This is a genomic window from Megasphaera stantonii, assembly GCF_025567065.1.
Lineage (GTDB): Bacteria > Bacillota > Negativicutes > Veillonellales > Megasphaeraceae > Megasphaera > Megasphaera stantonii.
The window spans coordinates 5,425-20,799 of the sequence record NZ_JAOQKD010000029.1 but is presented as its reverse complement, the minus strand read 5'-3'; the positions used below and the strand labels follow the sequence as shown (position 1 = coordinate 20,799).

The 15,375-nt window shown below is 52.9% G+C and carries 11 protein-coding genes and 1 pseudogene; 7 read left to right on the top strand and 5 right to left on the bottom strand.

Annotated elements, in window-relative coordinates:
* Nucleotides 1–554: 554 nt before the first annotated feature.
* Both OCV58_RS11360 and OCV58_RS11355 read right to left on the bottom strand, forming a co-directional pair.
* Nucleotides 555–2,006, bottom strand: coding sequence for a sensor histidine kinase (locus tag OCV58_RS11360; protein ID WP_154877905.1), 1,452 nt, complete (start codon nt 2,004–2,006; stop codon nt 555–557).
* Nucleotides 1,990–2,673 carry a response regulator transcription factor gene (locus OCV58_RS11355; protein ID WP_087478781.1) on the bottom strand — a complete coding sequence of 228 codons (684 nt, stop codon included), beginning with the start codon at nt 2,671–2,673 and terminating at the stop codon, nt 1,990–1,992. The genes OCV58_RS11360 and OCV58_RS11355 overlap by 17 nt, the downstream gene beginning before the upstream one ends.
* A gap of 267 nt (nt 2,674–2,940) precedes the next feature.
* Between OCV58_RS11355 and OCV58_RS11350 the strand changes: the two are divergent.
* From OCV58_RS11350 to OCV58_RS11340, 3 genes and pseudogenes are all read left to right on the top strand, one after another.
* Nucleotides 2,941–3,640 (top strand): annotated as a pseudogene (locus tag OCV58_RS11350) (MBL fold metallo-hydrolase).
* 44 nt (nt 3,641–3,684) lie between these two features.
* Complete coding sequence (locus OCV58_RS11345) at nt 3,685–4,959, top strand: DUF445 domain-containing protein (protein ID WP_087478783.1); 1,275 nt, start codon at nt 3,685–3,687, stop codon at nt 4,957–4,959.
* Between the two features lies 1 nt (nt 4,960).
* A complete protein-coding gene (locus OCV58_RS11340) occupies nt 4,961–6,244 on the top strand; it encodes a DUF445 domain-containing protein (RefSeq protein ID WP_154877904.1) in 1,284 nt (427 codons plus the stop codon).
* 81 nt (nt 6,245–6,325) lie between these two features.
* Here the strand turns inward: OCV58_RS11340 and OCV58_RS11335 are convergent, their stop codons facing one another.
* Nucleotides 6,326–6,637: an MGMT family protein gene (locus OCV58_RS11335; RefSeq protein ID WP_154877903.1), complete on the bottom strand. Its 312-nt coding sequence runs from the start codon at nt 6,635–6,637 to the stop codon at nt 6,326–6,328.
* A gap of 112 nt (nt 6,638–6,749) precedes the next feature.
* On the opposite strand from OCV58_RS11335, the gene OCV58_RS11330 reads away from it, so the two are divergent.
* Nucleotides 6,750–8,159 (top strand): FAD-binding oxidoreductase, encoded by a 1,410-nt coding sequence (locus tag OCV58_RS11330; RefSeq protein WP_107196136.1) that lies wholly within the window; start codon nt 6,750–6,752, stop codon nt 8,157–8,159.
* A 398-nt stretch (nt 8,160–8,557) separates the two neighbouring features.
* Here OCV58_RS11330 and OCV58_RS11325 read toward each other — a convergent pair whose 3' ends face one another.
* Together OCV58_RS11325 and OCV58_RS11320 are read right to left on the bottom strand one after the other, a co-directional pair.
* Entirely contained in the window at nt 8,558–9,478 is a 921-nt protein-coding gene (locus tag OCV58_RS11325) for a radical SAM protein (protein WP_154877902.1), read from the bottom strand.
* 136 nt (nt 9,479–9,614) lie between these two features.
* The gene (locus OCV58_RS11320) at nt 9,615–11,504 is read right to left on the bottom strand and encodes a carbon starvation CstA family protein (protein ID WP_154877901.1); all 1,890 of its coding nucleotides are present in this window, start codon (nt 11,502–11,504) and stop codon (nt 9,615–9,617) included.
* A 462-nt stretch (nt 11,505–11,966) separates the two neighbouring features.
* Between OCV58_RS11320 and OCV58_RS11315 the strand changes: the two genes are divergently transcribed.
* The 3 genes from OCV58_RS11315 (at nt 11,967) to OCV58_RS11305 (ending at nt 15,046) form a co-directional block, all read left to right on the top strand.
* A complete protein-coding gene (locus tag OCV58_RS11315; protein WP_087478789.1) occupies nt 11,967–13,067 on the top strand; it encodes an iron-containing alcohol dehydrogenase family protein in 1,101 nt (366 codons plus the stop codon).
* Nucleotides 13,068–13,160: 93 nt separating this feature from the next.
* Entirely contained in the window at nt 13,161–14,162 is a 1,002-nt protein-coding gene (locus tag OCV58_RS11310) for a nicotinate-nucleotide--dimethylbenzimidazole phosphoribosyltransferase (protein ID WP_154877900.1), read from the top strand.
* A 41-nt stretch (nt 14,163–14,203) separates the two neighbouring features.
* A complete protein-coding gene (locus OCV58_RS11305; protein ID WP_154877899.1) occupies nt 14,204–15,046 on the top strand; it encodes a nickel pincer cofactor biosynthesis protein LarC in 843 nt (280 codons plus the stop codon).
* Nucleotides 15,047–15,375 lie beyond the last annotated feature (329 nt).

The window sequence follows — 15,375 nt, the reverse complement described above, 5'->3', positions numbered from 1 at the left end:
GGGGGGAGGCCCCCTGGGAGGATAGGAAGCCGCTGATTACAAAAAGAGAGCAGTGCATTGGCACTGCTCTCTTTTTGTATACAACGACCTCCCATCTACCCAGGGCAAGCCCTGGGATAAGTAGCGAACCTCGTTTGAAGGAGCGAAAGCGACGCGCAAACGAGTGTGAGTCACTTATGTCGGGTCCGTGCGTGAGCAGAACATGTCATGAAGAAGTATTCATGTGTGCAGATCCGACTGATAGGTGCGACGACCGTCAGCAGGAGACGTATACATTATGTATGCGTTCTTTTTTTGTATATGTGCGGCTTTCTATCCTTCCAGGTTCCTAGAGTAAGCATAAGCAGGGAACACCGTTTGAAGGAGCGAAGCGACGCGCAAACGGGAGTGATTCGCTTACTTCGAATCGGGGCAAATAAGATAGAAGGATGGCAGGCTCATGTGGCAAAGGCTGCCGATTCGAAGCTTTGATGACGATACCCTAAACAGATAAACACGACGCGAAACATAAATTACCCCCGCTGTCTTGTTTTTAGAGACAGCGGGGGTAATCTTTACTCTTCAGCCATTTCTTCTTCTTCTTTTTTTACGGGAAATATAACAGAAATCGTCGTGCCTTCATTTAATTTGCTTTTCAGCGAAAGTTCAGCGTTATTCCCTTTTGCGATATATTGGGCAATGGATAAGCCTAGGCCAGAGCCGCCTGTTTCTTTGGCCCGGGATTGTTCGACGCGGTAAAATCGTTCAAATACCCTGTCGATATCCTTTTCGGGAATGCCGATGCCCGTGTCCGATACGGAATAGTATACGTTGTCGCCGTCGCGGCGGCAGGACAGGGTGATGTTTCCGCCGGCAGGCGTGTATTTGACTGCGTTGTCGACGAAGATTCGCAGCATTTGCTTTACGCTGCCCGGCTCGGCATAAATCGTCGCTTCGTCGTTTTCCACAATCGTGATTTTATGGTCATGATCCAGCAGGGTCACTTCGTTGTACACATCCTGGAGCAGCTTAGCCGTGTTGATGTCGGCGAAGTGCTTCTTCAGCGTGCCGCTATTCGTGCGGGCGAAGAACAACAGGCGCTCGATGAGCTGGCGCATGTATTCCGTTTCCTGCTTGATGGTCGTAATGCTTTCCTGCAGCACGGCAGGGTCGTTTTTTCCCCAGCGGTCCAGCAGGTCCGCGTAGCCGGCGATGACGGTAATCGGCGTGCGCAGCTCGTGAGACGCGTCGCTGATAAATTGCTGCTGCTGTTTATAGCCGTATTCGATGCGGTCTAAGGCCTGGTTGATCGTAACGGCTAAGTCGTGCAGCTCGTTGCGGTTATCTGACAGGGTAATGCGGTTATCGAGCTGGTTGACCTCAATGGTTTCCAGCGTGTCGTTGATGATGCGCAGCGGCGCTAGGGACTTTTTCATCAGGTACATGCCGGTCAGAACGGTCAGGGCCAAGCAGATGAGGATAGACGCCAGCAGCTGCTTGGACAGCAGGGTAATGAAGTCGTTTTCCTTATCAGGCTGGCGGGAGAACCGCAGGTAGTAGCTCTTGCCGTCGTCGCCGTCCCATTTTTTGTAATAGGAAAACTCCGTCGTTTCGCTGCCCTGTATCGTCGTCGGCAGGGCGTTTACCGTTTTATCCTGAATATCCTCGTCGATATGGCGGTCGCTCAATTTTTTTATCGTATGAGTCGGGCAATTATCCAAAACCAATTTGCCGGCGCCGTTGTAAATTTGCAGGGTAACGAAATTGGGTAGATTGGACCGGACGAAGACGGAAGAGTCGACTTTGCCGTACGAATCCAAATAGGCTACGGTGTTTTGCGCGCTCGATTCCAAATCCTCTTTAATGGAGTCGTTCATGATGTAATGAATGCTGGCGACGGTGATGACCGATACGACGATGAGGATAAAGAATACGATGGAAGAATAGAGGAGCACCATTTTGGCGAAGAGCGGCAGGGGCGCGAAGGTCGGATGCTGCAGTATTGCCTGTTTAATCCTTTGCCACATATCCTACTCCGCGGATGGTCTGAATGTATTCCCGTCCTTTTTCCTTGCCGAGCTTGCTGCGAATATAGCGGATATACACGTCGACGACGTTCGTGTCGCCAATATAATCGTATCCCCATACTTCTTCTACGATGCGGTCTCTGGTCAGCACGATGTTTTTATTGCGGATTAAATAGGACAAGAGTTCAAATTCTTTCTTCGTCAAAATGATTTTCTGCGTGCCGATGACGACTTCGTGGCGGTCCAAATACAGCATCATGTCCTGGAGCTGCAGGAAGTTTTCGTCAGCCGGCTTATAGTCCCGTTCGCGCAGGAGCACGCGGATGCGGGCGAATAATTCCTTGCTGTTGAAGGGCTTCGTCAGATAGTCGTTGGCTCCTAAGTCCAGGCTGGCGACCTTCGTTTCGACGTCGTCCTTTGCCGACAGCATCATGATGGGGACGTTGGATAGTTCGCGGGTCCGGCGGCAGATCGTCAGGCCGTCGATGTCGGGAAGCATGACGTCCAGTAAAATCAAATCGAAATGATCCTGGCCGATGCGGTCCAGCGCCGCGGCTCCGTTCGTTTCGATGCCGCACTCGTAGCCTTCGTGTTCGAGCTCCATCTGAAGAAAACGAGCAATTTGTTTTTCATCTTCGACAATTAAAATTTGTGCTTTTTCAGCCATACCATAATCCTCCTGAATCACGAGTACATTACTTCTTATTATACCTCATCTATGACTATTTTGGTACTCGCCTTTGCGAATCGGACATAAACAAAACGAAACATATTCTTCTTAGTCATATCCATGAGAGGATGGGTTGGAGAAATCTGGAGAAAATGAAGATAATGTCGCTGCAAGCCTTCAAGAACAGGCGCAATTAATGGTATAATAATATAATAGCCTCATGATAATACCTATGGAATTTACGTACAGCAAGGAGGAATAGATATGACAGGATTAAACATTACGTTTTTAGCCCACAGCGGCTTTGCCGTTGAAACGGATACAAAAGTGCTGGTATTCGACTACTTTAAGGATCCGGCAGGAAAGGTGGAATCCTATGCGAAAGGGGATAAGCCCCTATGGTTTTTCGTCACCCACTGGCATGAAGACCACTTCAATCCCCGCATTGCCGACTTCGCCGCCCATACGGCCCATTATATTCTCAACGACGGCGTGACGCTGGAAGATGTAGACGTAAAAAAAAATGCAAACTATGCGTTTATATGATACAATACATATGGAAGACGCAACGATTACCCAGTATGGCTCTACAGACGAAGGCGGTTCTTTTTTTGTGGAAACGGACGGATTTTCCATCTTCCATGCCGGCGACCTCAACTGGTGGCACTGGCTGGGCGACACGGACGAAAACAACGCCGAAGCGAAGGGCAATTTCGACCGGGAAATGAAGAAACTGGCCGGCCTGTCTGTAGACGTTGCCTTTTTCCCCGTAGACGCGCGGCTGGAAGGAGCGCGCGAATGGGGCGTAAAAGGATTTTTAGACAAGGTGCATGTGAATAAGCTGTTAGTTTCTATGCATCATTTTGGAACGGTCTGGTCGCCGTCGCCTGACTTTAAGGCGGCCTATGGCGGCGTCCCCTTGTGGATACCGTCCCGCAAAGGCGAGGAAACGACAGTTCGATAAGGCAGCAATATCTGCATATACTGGAAGCGCAGAGGAGGTATAGCATGACTGAATTACACACGGCGGCGCAGCCTAAACGCAGTCAGATTGCCAATTATATACTGGCGGCGGCGGCGATTATCCTGCTGCTGGCGTATCCGTTCCAGGACTTCTTCTGGGGCGGGTTATTGACCCATTTGGCCGGAGCGGCCCTGATCGGCGGCCTGGCTGACTGGTATGCCGTAACGGCTCTGTTCCGGCGGCCCTTGGGCATTTCCTTTAAGACGGCCCTGATTCCGAACAGCAAGGAACGGATCGCCGAAATGGCCCGTCACATGATTGAAAGCGAAATCCTGACGGTGCCCAATATGTACAACGTGCTGAAGCATCATCCGATATTGGGAGCGACCCTTGAGTATCTCCACACGGAGAAGGGCTTTCAGTCAGCGGAACGCGTATTTGGGCAAATCCTCAATACGTTTTTGTACACCGTCGACATGAAAATCGTCGTCAAGGCCTTTTCCGGCGTCGGCGGCCAGGCTATTGAAAAAATCGATTTGGCCCCCATCATGAGCCGGGCTATTAAGATCGGCCTGCGCGGCGAATCGGGGAAGGATTTTCTCGATTTCATGATCCTTCATCTGGAAATACTCGTCAAGAGCGATACGATGAAAAAGTACATCGGTGAAATTTACGAAGCGTCCCTGCAGCAGTATGCCGAACGGAATTTCCTCTTTGAATGGGCCATCAAAGCGGCCCTCAAGATGGACATGTTCCGGCCGGAGCACGTCGCCGAAAAATTGCAGGAAAAATGCCTCAGCCTGCTGGACGACGCGAAGCGGGAAGATTCGCCGCAGCGCAAGCAGGCCCTGAATTACTTGTGGAAGCAAACGGAACGCATCGAGTTTAACGGCGAATGGCATGAACGCATCGACAGCTACAAGAACCGCATGTATCAGAGCCTGGTTACCCGTCCCGACACGAAGGAAGCTTGGCAGCGGTACGTACAGACGCCGGAACGGCAGAAGCGCGTCTGCACCGTCGCGGCAAAATACGTCATCGGCAAGCTGGAACGGTGGCGGCAAAGCCCCGATCAGGTGGAACAGATGAACCGCACGGCTTTGGCCTTCGCCGCCCGCGAATTGAAGCGGCTCCAGGTATGGTTCGGCAAGACGGCAGAACAGGAAATCATGAAATACGACGGAAATTATCTGGCGCAGCAGCTGGAAAGCAGCGTCTGGTACGATTTGCAGATGATTCGCGTCAACGGTTCTCTCGTCGGCGCAATTCTCGGCGCCGTCATCTATCTCGTCATGTATGCCGTGAAAGGAGGCGTATAGTATGACATATCGCCAGCGGGCCAACGCTATTTTGGCCTTGTCCTTTCTCTGCTTTCTGGCCATCTTCTGGTGGTGGTATACCCACGACGTAACCTTGTGGGAAGAACTGCTGTTTTTCGTCATTCAGTCGGCCCTCATCGGCAGTATTGCCGACTGGTTTGCCGTTACGGCGCTGTTCGATAAGCCCCTGGGCTTCCCCTATCATACGGAGCTGCTGTACCGCAACCGTACGCAGATTATCGACAGCATTACGAAGATCATTTCGGAAAAACTGCTCCAGCCCAACATGTGGCAGGACAAGTTATATCAGATATCCTTTATGGATAAGTTTATCGGCTGGCTTCGCAGCCCCGGCGGCCGGGAAAAATTCCGCGCTCTCTTGTATGAAGTAGCCCAGCGCGCCTATAACCACGCCCAGAAGGGCAGCACGCAGGAATCCATCGCCGATCATATCCGCCAGTATTTGAAACGGCAGCCGTTGGTCAGCTTCTTCCAGGATCGTCTCATATCGCTGCTGGAAGACCCGAACAGCCATATGTTCAACGATGCCGTCGGCTTGGGCCGCGAGCTGGTGCGCAGCGACGATTTCGACGCCCTCCTGGATAAGCTCATTCAGCAGTGGATGGAAGAATCGAAGCATTCGACCGTATCCATCATTACGATTAACAAGTTTATCGGCGTCGTCGACACGCGGAAAATTGCCAAGGACATCAAAAAAGGCATCATCTCCTGGCTGGACCAGTGGGAACAGGCCGAAGGGGAACAGCGTGAATGGCTGTGCCGCAAGTTTGAATTGTTCTTGTATTCGATGAACGGCCAGCTGGCTTACGGCGTGCAGAACTGGCAGGACCAGTTTGTCGATTCCCTGCCTATTGAAAAGTGGCTCAGCGCGACGCAGCGTTCGGCCAAGGACTACTTTACCCAAGGCGATAAGGGAAAAGAAGAGCTGAAGGATTTGCTGGAAGAACAATTCCTGCGCTATGTCGAATACTGCAGCGCTCATCCGGAAATCAAAGATTGGCTGGACGAACAGATCCGCCGGGCCTGCAACGTCATCCTGGAACACGAGCACTCGCTCATCGCCGTAGCCGTCCGAGACGTGCTGACGGGCTTCGACAAGAGAAAGTTCAACGCCTTCCTGGAAAGCAAGGTCGGCGAAGATTTGGCCTGGATTCGCATCAACGGCGCTCTCGTCGGTGGTACGATCGGCTTTGCCGTATTCGCCTTCCTGCGGCTCATTTACGAGCCCTTCTTCGTGCCCTTTATGCGGGGACTGTTTTTATAATTGAATACAACTGCAGCAAAGGGCTTGCCGCTCATGTATTGGATGCGGCAAGCCCTTCGTTTATGCTGATGAGGCTGTTGATTAATACTCCCATTGATATCGCTTCATGTCGACGCAGCGGTTAGGTTTGAACTGCACGCCTTCCTGCTCCAGCAGAACCCGCTGCCTGGCCCATCCCGGCGCAGTACGGCCGGCGCTGTTTACGACGCGGTGGCAGGGGTATTTGCCGTAGTATTGGGCCATGGACAGGACCTTGCCGATGAGCCGGGCGTTGCGATCGCGGCCGATGAGCCGGGCGATTTGGCCGTACGAAGCAACGGAGCCGGCAGGGATTTCGGCGACGACTGAGAGTATTTCGTAAATTAATTCTTCTGTTAGTACGTGTTTTGTCATAAGAGCCTCGAGGTGTGAATGGAAGTCGTTAACATCATCATAGCAAGGGGAAATTAGGGCGTCAATATGGTATAATAACGTAAACTGCTTATTTTTTCGGGGAGGGAACGAAGTGAAAGAGTATCATCATCTTACGCCGGCCTTAGTAGAAGAATTGAAGGGGATTGTCGGCGAAAAATACGTATATACTGATAAGGATAAGCTGATTCCTTACGAGAAAGACGAAGGCGTCGAACGGGAATATTTCCATTTGCCCGAGGCCGTCGTACTGCCGGAAACGGCGGAGCAGACGGCGGCGGTCATGAAATTGGCCAATCGGGAACGGATTCCCGTCGTCCCGCGCGGCGCCGGCACGGGACTGGAATTTGGCGCCGTGACCAATGATTTCGGCGGCATTATACTGAGTACGGAACGGATGAACCGCATTCTCGAGTTCGACGCCGATAAGATGTACATGGTCGTCGAGCCCGGCGTCATTACGGCGGAGCTTCAGGCGCTGGCAAAATCGAAGGGCCTGCTCTATGCCGGCGATCCGTGCAGCGGCGACAGCTGCTTTATCGGCGGCAACGCGGCGACCAACGCTGGCGGCAACAGGGCCGTGAAATACGGTACGACGCGGGACCAGATATACGCTATCGAAGTCGTGACGCCGACGGGAGAGATTGCCCAGTTCGGCGGCCGGCTGAAAAAAGTGACGGCTGGCTATCCGCTGGAAAAAATCATCATCGGCTCCGAAGGAACCTTAGGCATCATTACGAAGCTGACTTTAAAGCTCGTTCCCTTGCCAAAATATACCGTAGATATTCTGGCCGTCTTCCCGACGGTGGAAAGCGCCCTGTCCCTCGTAACGGCTCTTCCCAAGGCCGGTATTGAGCCGACGTGCCTTGAATGCATGGATAACGCCGTCATCCGCGTCGTCGAGCAGTACCTCGACGAAAAGCAGCCCTACTCGGACAAGGGCAATTACATGGTCATTCAGCTCGATGGCAAGAGCGAAGACGACGTAGACGATATGTGCGTCGCCGTCGATGAAATCTGCCGGGCTCAGGGAGCCTTGGAAATCTTCGTCGCCGACGCCGATAAGGTGTGGAACGCCCGCAAGGCCTTTACGGAAGCGTCGGCAGCAGAATGTCCTGTCGCAGCCATGGAAGATTTCGTCGTGCCGCCGGATATGCTGGAAAAGCTGCTGATAGAGCTGGAAAGAATCGGGCAGGCGCAGGGCGTCAAGTTCCGCGGCGTCAGCCATGCCGGCGACGGCAACCTGCACCTCGACGTGCTTCGCCGCGGCTTTACGGCCGACGAAGAAGCTGCGAAGATAGAAGCCTTTGAAGATGCGGCCTGCGCCGCCGTCTACGCCTTGGGAGGCAAGATTTCCGGTGAACACGGCATCGGCCAAAAGCGCAAGGCCCTCTTTGCCAAATACGAGGACCCGGCAGCCCTGGCCCTCATGAAAGCCGTCAAAAAAGCCTTTGATCCGAATCTGATCCTCAATCCGGGGAAAGTATTTGATATGGAAGAGTAATCTGAAATATATACAGCTAAATGCGAATAATGCGGCGTGACGAACAGCCACGCCGTATTACTCTTTATAGAAAAAGTGATAAAGGCATGTGAATAGAAAAGATATTGACGCTGCTGACTCGTTTAAAGCAGCAAGGAAAGATTAAGCGTGATTCAGAGAATAGAAAGACCTCTCATTGGATTTTAAAGCGCTAAATGCCTATGAATCCAATGTGTATTGGGTTGATATAAAAGAATAAATATTTTTAGTTATACATGTAAATACATTAAGGGAAAGGCTTTATCTGCATGACGAAGCCTTTCCCTTTTGTATTTATTCATATATAGGACGATCTAGTTTGTTTAAGAAGTTCTAATAAATGCAGTATAAGGATATGCTGCTTGTTGGGCGTTTGAATATTATATTTTTTTCGATTTCAGCACGCCTTCGCCGCAGAAGCTGGGAATGAAGGTTTCGCTGGCGCTGTCTTTTTCCTGGACGAAGCCGTCTTCGATGCCGCTGTCGAAGAGGTACTGTTCGGCTTCGTCGTACTCTTCGTCAGTGAGGAAGCGGTCGATTTCGGGATAGTTGGCGGCTTTGCCGCAGGGGACGTACTGGCGCATGAGGCTGAACAGGACTTGTCCGTCGTCGAAATGGCTTCGCACCCAGTCGATGACGGCCTTAGTGTTTTCGACGCAGCCCGGCAGGATGAGGTGGCGGATGATGACGCCCTTCTGCAGGATGCCGTCGTCGTCGAGCTCGTAGGGGCCGACCTGGTCGTACATGCGCAGGATGGCTTCCGCCGCGGCCTGGGGATAGTCGGCGGCGCCGCTGTAGCGCTTGGCCAGAGCCGAATCCATGTATTTCAGGTCAGGCAGATAAATTTGTACCTTACCTCGTAAGGCGTCAATGGTTTCCGGCGCTTCATAGCCGCCGCAGTTGTAGACGACGGGAACGGGCAGGGGCTGCTCCAGGCTCTGCCGGACAGCCCAGGTATAGGGCGTCGGCGTGACGAGATTGATGTTGTGGGCTCCTTGCGCGATAAGTTCGCCGTAGATTTCGCGCAGCCGCTTTACCGTAATGGGAATGCCCGTGCCGCCCGTACTGATAGAGGCGTTTTGGCAGAAGCAGCAGCGCAGGTTGCAGCTCGTAAAAAATACGGTCCCCGAACCCCGCGTGCCGCTGATGCAGGGCTCTTCCCAGAAGTGCAGGGCCGCCCTGGCTACGACGGGCTGCAGGGACGTATGGCAGTAGCCGGCCATGGGCGCATGGGGCGTGTAGTATTGGCTGCGGACGACGCCGCAGCGCCGGGGACAATCGTTGCAGATATATTCGGACATAAAAACATCTCCTTGCAGTACAGTGTGCGGCAGTCTGCGCCGGCAGGCCGCCAAGGGATATACTGCATTATACCATATATAGAAAAAGGCTGCCTCTTACGAGACAGCCTTTTTACATGACAAGCAAATTTTCGAATTAATGATGAGCAATCGTCAATTCTTTGAAGCGTCTTGCTCTTGCGCCTTCGTCGTCCTGCTGAGCGACGAGCTGTTCCAAATGCTTCAGTTCTTCTGCTTCTACGGTAGCTGTAGTATCGTAGCTGGCAGGAACGGTCTTAGCCAGGTACATGCACTTCTTGAGGGAAGCGACGCTGATGATGATTACCAGGATAGCCATGATGGCCGAAACGGTAAACATGAGCATTTCGCCCTGAGGCAGATAGATTTCAAACATGTTGAGGAAGTCTGCCCAGAAGATAACGACCGTCAAAAAAGCCCAGGGGAAGCCTGTTACCCAAACGTAGCGGGCTTTGCCCATGCTGCAGATAACGACGGAAGAAATAGCCAAGGTAATGATAGCCAGCAACTGGTTGGATACGCCGAAGATAGGCCAAATCGTGGACAAGCTGCCCTGCAGTACGATGTAACCCCAAGCGCCGGATACTAATGCGGAAGCGATGATGCCGCCGGGGAGCCAATGGGGATCGCCGAACTTAGGCCATACGCGGCCGATAAGTTCCTGGAACATGTAACGGCCGACACGAGTACCGGCATCGATGATCGTCATGATGAACAATGCTTCGAACATGATGCAGAAGTGGTACCAGTAGTTCATGAGGTGGTCGAGGCCAGGAATTCTGGAGAAGATATGAGCCATGCCGACTGCCAAGGAAACGGCGCCGCCGGGACGATGGGCAACGTCTTCGCCGACCATCTGGTTCAGCATCGGGAGGTCAACGACCTGCATGCCGAGAGCCTGGAAGTGAGCGGCTGTAGAGTTAATAGCGAAGTAGTCGGCCGGCTGGAGAGCGCAGGCTGCGATCAAAGCCATCATGCCGACGAAGGATTCTGTAAGCATTGCGCCATAGCCTACAGGGAGGATAGAGCGTTCGTTCATGAGCATTTTCGGCGTCGTGCCTGTGGAAATCATGCAGTGGAAGCCGGAAATAGCGCCGCAGGCGATAGTGATGAAGATGTACGGAAGAACCGGGCCGGTAATAACCGGGCCGCCGCCGGCGCAGAACTGCGTAACGGCAGGCATTTCAACGCTCGGGCCGACGATGATGATGCCGAGGGCCAAGGCGCCGATCGTACCGATCTTCATGTACGTGGACAAATAATCGCGCGGAGCGAGGAGCAGCCATACAGGGAGGGCAGCGGCGATGAAACCGTAGAGGATCAAGGCGATGCTGACGCCTCTGGCGCTAATGGTAAAGATAGGAGCCAATGTCGGCGAAGCCTGGACGGACGGGCCTACGACGACGGCGAGCAATACGAGGACGACGCCGATGATCGTAGCTTCCTGAATCTTGCCGGGGCGCAGGAACTGCAGATACAAGCCGACGAGAATAGCAATAGGAATCGTCATGCCGATGGTGAAGGTACCCCACGGGCTGTCGTGCAAGGCGTTGACGACGACGACGGCCATACCGGCCATAGCGAGGATATTCAGGAACAATACGGCGAAGGACGTAGCCAAGCCGATTTTGTCGCCGATCTGCGCTTTTGCGATTTCGGCGATGGATTTGCCGTCATAGCGCATGGAAGCGAAGAGGATAACCATATCGTGTACGGCCCCTGCGAGGACGCCCCCGATAAGAATCCACAACGCGCCGGGCAAATAACCGAACTGAGCGGCAATAACCGGGCCTACGAGCGGGCCTGCGCCAGCGATAGCTGCGAAGTGATGGCCGAATACGACGTATTTGTTCGTCGGAACATAGTCGTGGCCGTCTTCGAAACGGAATGCCGGCGTGACTTTGTACTGGTTCAGCGTCAATACTTTAGCGGCGATGAAGGCGCCGTAAAAGCGGTAAGCCAGTACGAACACGAGTGCAGAAACAATAACTAAATACAAACCGTTCATACAAAAACAACCTCCTTTTAAAATTTTAGGGCTGCTTTTGAGAAATGAACTGCTATAATGATTCCTACTAGAGCAAGCCCTTTAACCGACTCTAACTATATATCAATAAGATTAAAATTTCAAGGTGGGCAGGGGCACAGTTCGTCCTCCGGTGATAATAAAATCTTTTGGTGACAAAAAAAATAAAAAATGGCTCAAATATACATGCCTTATCTAGTATAATGAAAGAGGTTACAAGTCATATGTAGTATGTGATGAAAAAATATCATTTTATGCAGATATGTATATCAATTGATAATATACGCCGGAGGAAAACAAAAAAACATAATGTTCGTTTACCAATAGTCAGATTTTGCTGACAGTGGTATAATATATCTGCTTTAACTTTTTCGAGCCGTATAGCATGACGGCTTCAGCTATTACTTATTTATATTTTACATAACTTGTATAGGGGGTACAATTATGTCTCAGTCTGATTACACACTGGTGCTGCCGGCCTTTACGATCGGCGCCAACGCTTACGATGCCATCGGCCAGGTTACGAAGCCTTTCGGCAAAAAAGTCGTCATTATCGGCGGCAAAACGGCCTTGTCCAAAGCGGAAAAGCCGCTCCTCGACGCCATTAAAAACACCGATCTGGAAGTTCTCGGCGTGCTGTGGTACGGCGACGACGCGACGTACGAACGGGTAGACGCCTTGATGGCTGAAGACGCCGTTAAAAATGCCGACCTCATTTTCGGCGTAGGCGGCGGCCGGGCTATCGACACCTGCAAGGTCGTAGCCGATAAAGTCGGCAAGCCCTATTTCGCCTTCCCGACGGTCGCTTCGAACTGCGCTCCGTCTACGGCCATCGCCGTCATGTACAACGAAGATAAATCCTTCGCCGGTTACTACTACCTGCCGACGCCGCCGGTCCATACGTTTATCAATATGGACATCATCGCCGACTCGCCCTTCGACTTGTTCTGGGCCGGCATCGGCGACGCCATGAGCAAGGAATGCGAAAGCGAATTGGCCAGCCGCGCAGCCGACATTTTCCATACGGTTCTCCTGGGCCGGGCTTTGGGCAAGGTCTGCACGGAACCGCTTCTCGAATACGGTGAAAAAGCCTTGGCTGACTTCAAGGAAAAGAAGGTCACCTATGAGCTGCAGCAGGTCGTATTGGACATCATCATCAGCACGGGCCTCGTTTCCAACTGCACGACAGGCCACAACGGCGTATACTATTATAACTCGTCTATCGCCCACTTGTTCTACAACTCGTCGACGGTGCTGCCGCAGGTCGTAGAAGGCCATCTCCACGGCGAAATCGTATCCTTCGGCGTACTCGTCCTCTTGACGTACGACAAGCAGTTCGAACTGCGCGACCGGATAGCCGCCTTCTACAAGAAAGCCGGCTATCCGGTCAAGTTGGCCGATTTGGATATCAAAGCCGACGAAATCGACGCGATCGTCGAAAAAGCGCCGGCCATTACGGAATGGAACTGCGTGCCGTCTCCGCTGACGAAAGAAGCCTTCAAGCAGGCGATCGTCGACACGGACGCCTTTGGCAGCGCATTATAAAACTGTTCAGCCGCATAAAAAGGGGCGACTCTCTGCAGGAGAGCCGTCCTTTTATGGTATAATAGACAAAAATGAGTAACCAGGAGGTATGCAATGGATAGTGTGCTGGAACAGGTAATCGCCGGTATCGGCCCCCTGAATCTGGAAAAGACCGGCGAGTGCTACGCGAAGCTGTCGAGCCTTGCCGTCCCTCAGGACGGGAAATTGACTTACTTGGCCGGCCGTATTGCCGGCGTCTCCGATACGCTGCAGCCATCGCTGCTGAAAAAAGCCGTCGTCTTATTTGCCGCCGACCACGCCGTCGACGGCGGGGAAAATAAAACGAAGGGCATGGGCAGCAAGGCCGCCGCGCTGGAAATCGCCGCCGGAAAGGGCCATATCAACAAGGTGGCCCATCAGATAGGAGCCGGCGTGTTGCTGCTGGATATGGGACTGGAGCAGAATATTCCCGAATCGGAAGGCGTTCAGGACTTGAAGGTCATGCACGGCAGCCATTTTTGGGCCAAAGGGCCGGCCATGACGGAAGACCAGATGCTGGACGCCATGTTCAGCGGCCTGCAAATCGGAGAAAATCTGGCCGACGAGCATTACAACGCCCTCGGCCTCGGCAATATCGGCGAACGGGGTCTGCTGACGGCCTTTATCCTCACAGCGGCCTTCTTCCGCGATTCTATGAACGACTTGCCGTCCCATATGAAATCACAGGGCAAGCTGGAGCAGCTGACGGCCCTCATGGACCGGCTGGGACTGGATGCCGGCGATCCTCTGGATTTGCTGCGCCGCGCCGGCTCGCCCGATATCGCCGCCATGGTCGGCCTCATATTGGCGGCGGCCCAGCGCCGTCTCCTCGTCGTATTCGACAACGCGGTGACGGGAGCGGCCGTACTGCTCAGCCGGGCCCTCTGCTCTCAGGTAGACGACTACGTCATCCCTTCGGCGCGATATGCCGAGCCGGTTCATCAGATGCAGATGAAAAAGATGGGCCTCAAGGCCTTCTTTGAAACGGGGCAGGATACGGATCAGGGCATGGGCTCGGTCATCGGCTTGTCCCTGCTGGATGCGGCAGTAGACATGATGAATAAGGAATTGAAATAAGACGATAGCGATGCCCCTTTGCGGCAGGAAGGAGATTATACATGAAGACCTTATACCTCGATTGTTTTTCCGGCATCAGCGGCAATATGTTCACCGGCATGCTTCTGCAGGCCGGCGTGCCCTTCGACGCCTTTCAGGACGCCATGGCTTCGCTGAAGCTGGAAGGATATTCCCTCGTCTGCGAATCCGTTTCCAAGCTGGGAATTCAATCGGTCTATTACAACGTAATTCTTGATGCGGAACGTCATCACCATGCGCACGACGGCGGGCACGATCATGAGCACCATCATCATCACGAACAGCACGGTTCGCACAGCCACGAGCATCTCGTCGATACGACGGGCCATCACCATCATCACCAGCACCGCGGCCTGCAGGAAATCACGGCGATTATCGAAGCGTCGCCGCTGTCGGACAGCGTTAAGGCGAAAAGCCTCGCCGTATTCGGCGAGCTGGCAAAAGCCGAGGCAAAGGTTCACGGCGTGCCTGTCGACCAGATTCATTTCCATGAAGTCGGGGCCGTCGACTGCATCCTGGACATCGTCGGCGTTGCCTGGGCTCTCGAATATCTGGGCATAGAGCAAATCGGCGCGTCGCCTCTCCACGTCGGCAGCGGCTTCGTACGCTGCGCCCACGGCGTTATGCCCGTACCGGCTCCGGCTACGGCAGAACTGCTGGCAGGCATTCCCTATTATGCTACGGACATCCGCGGCGAACTCGTCACGCCGACCGGCGCGGCCCTCGTCAAGACCCTGGCTTCCTATATCGGCCCCCGGCCCAAGTCCTTTGTCCATGACATCACGGCTTACGGCGCAGGCACGAAAGACCTGGAAATCCCCAACGTCGTCCGCGGCTTTATCGGAGAAGCTGAATCATGGCGGTAAGGAACGGCGGCAGGACAGACACGATTCTCCTGCATGTCTTGGCTCATGACAGCTACATAAACGTAAGATAGGTAAGGCGCCGCGGAGATATTTTTTGCGGCGCTTCTTTTATGGAGAAAGTAGAGTATATCTGGTAGAATTCATCATATAATCAATTCCATCAACTATTTGCGAAAAAAGTGAAAAAATCTATTGACAGATTACAGGAGGCGTGATATTATGATTAAGCGTTCTGATGAACGCGCCGACACAGAGAAGGTTAGAAAGAACGTCGCAAAAAAGTTCTTAAAAAACTTTCAAAAAATGTGTTGACAAGCACAAACGAAAGT

What these genes read in the sequence shown, in the direction of transcription:
- OCV58_RS11315 (WP_087478789.1), top strand. Translation starts at nt 11,967, where the DNA reads ATGTCTCAGTCTGATTACACACTGGTGCTGCCGGCCTTTACGATCGGC.
- OCV58_RS11335 (WP_154877903.1), bottom strand. Translation starts at nt 6,637, where the DNA reads ATGACAAAACACGTACTAACAGAAGAATTAATTTACGAAATACTCTCA.
- OCV58_RS11305 (WP_154877899.1), top strand. Translation starts at nt 14,204, where the DNA reads ATGAAGACCTTATACCTCGATTGTTTTTCCGGCATCAGCGGCAATATG.
- OCV58_RS11345 (WP_087478783.1), top strand. Translation starts at nt 3,685, where the DNA reads ATGACTGAATTACACACGGCGGCGCAGCCTAAACGCAGTCAGATTGCC.
- OCV58_RS11320 (WP_154877901.1), bottom strand. Translation starts at nt 11,504, where the DNA reads ATGAACGGTTTGTATTTAGTTATTGTTTCTGCACTCGTGTTCGTACTG.
- OCV58_RS11325 (WP_154877902.1), bottom strand. Translation starts at nt 9,478, where the DNA reads ATGTCCGAATATATCTGCAACGATTGTCCCCGGCGCTGCGGCGTCGTC.
- OCV58_RS11360 (WP_154877905.1), bottom strand. Translation starts at nt 2,006, where the DNA reads ATGTGGCAAAGGATTAAACAGGCAATACTGCAGCATCCGACCTTCGCG.
- OCV58_RS11340 (WP_154877904.1), top strand. Translation starts at nt 4,961, where the DNA reads ATGACATATCGCCAGCGGGCCAACGCTATTTTGGCCTTGTCCTTTCTC.
- OCV58_RS11310 (WP_154877900.1), top strand. Translation starts at nt 13,161, where the DNA reads ATGGATAGTGTGCTGGAACAGGTAATCGCCGGTATCGGCCCCCTGAAT.
- OCV58_RS11355 (WP_087478781.1), bottom strand. Translation starts at nt 2,673, where the DNA reads ATGGCTGAAAAAGCACAAATTTTAATTGTCGAAGATGAAAAACAAATT.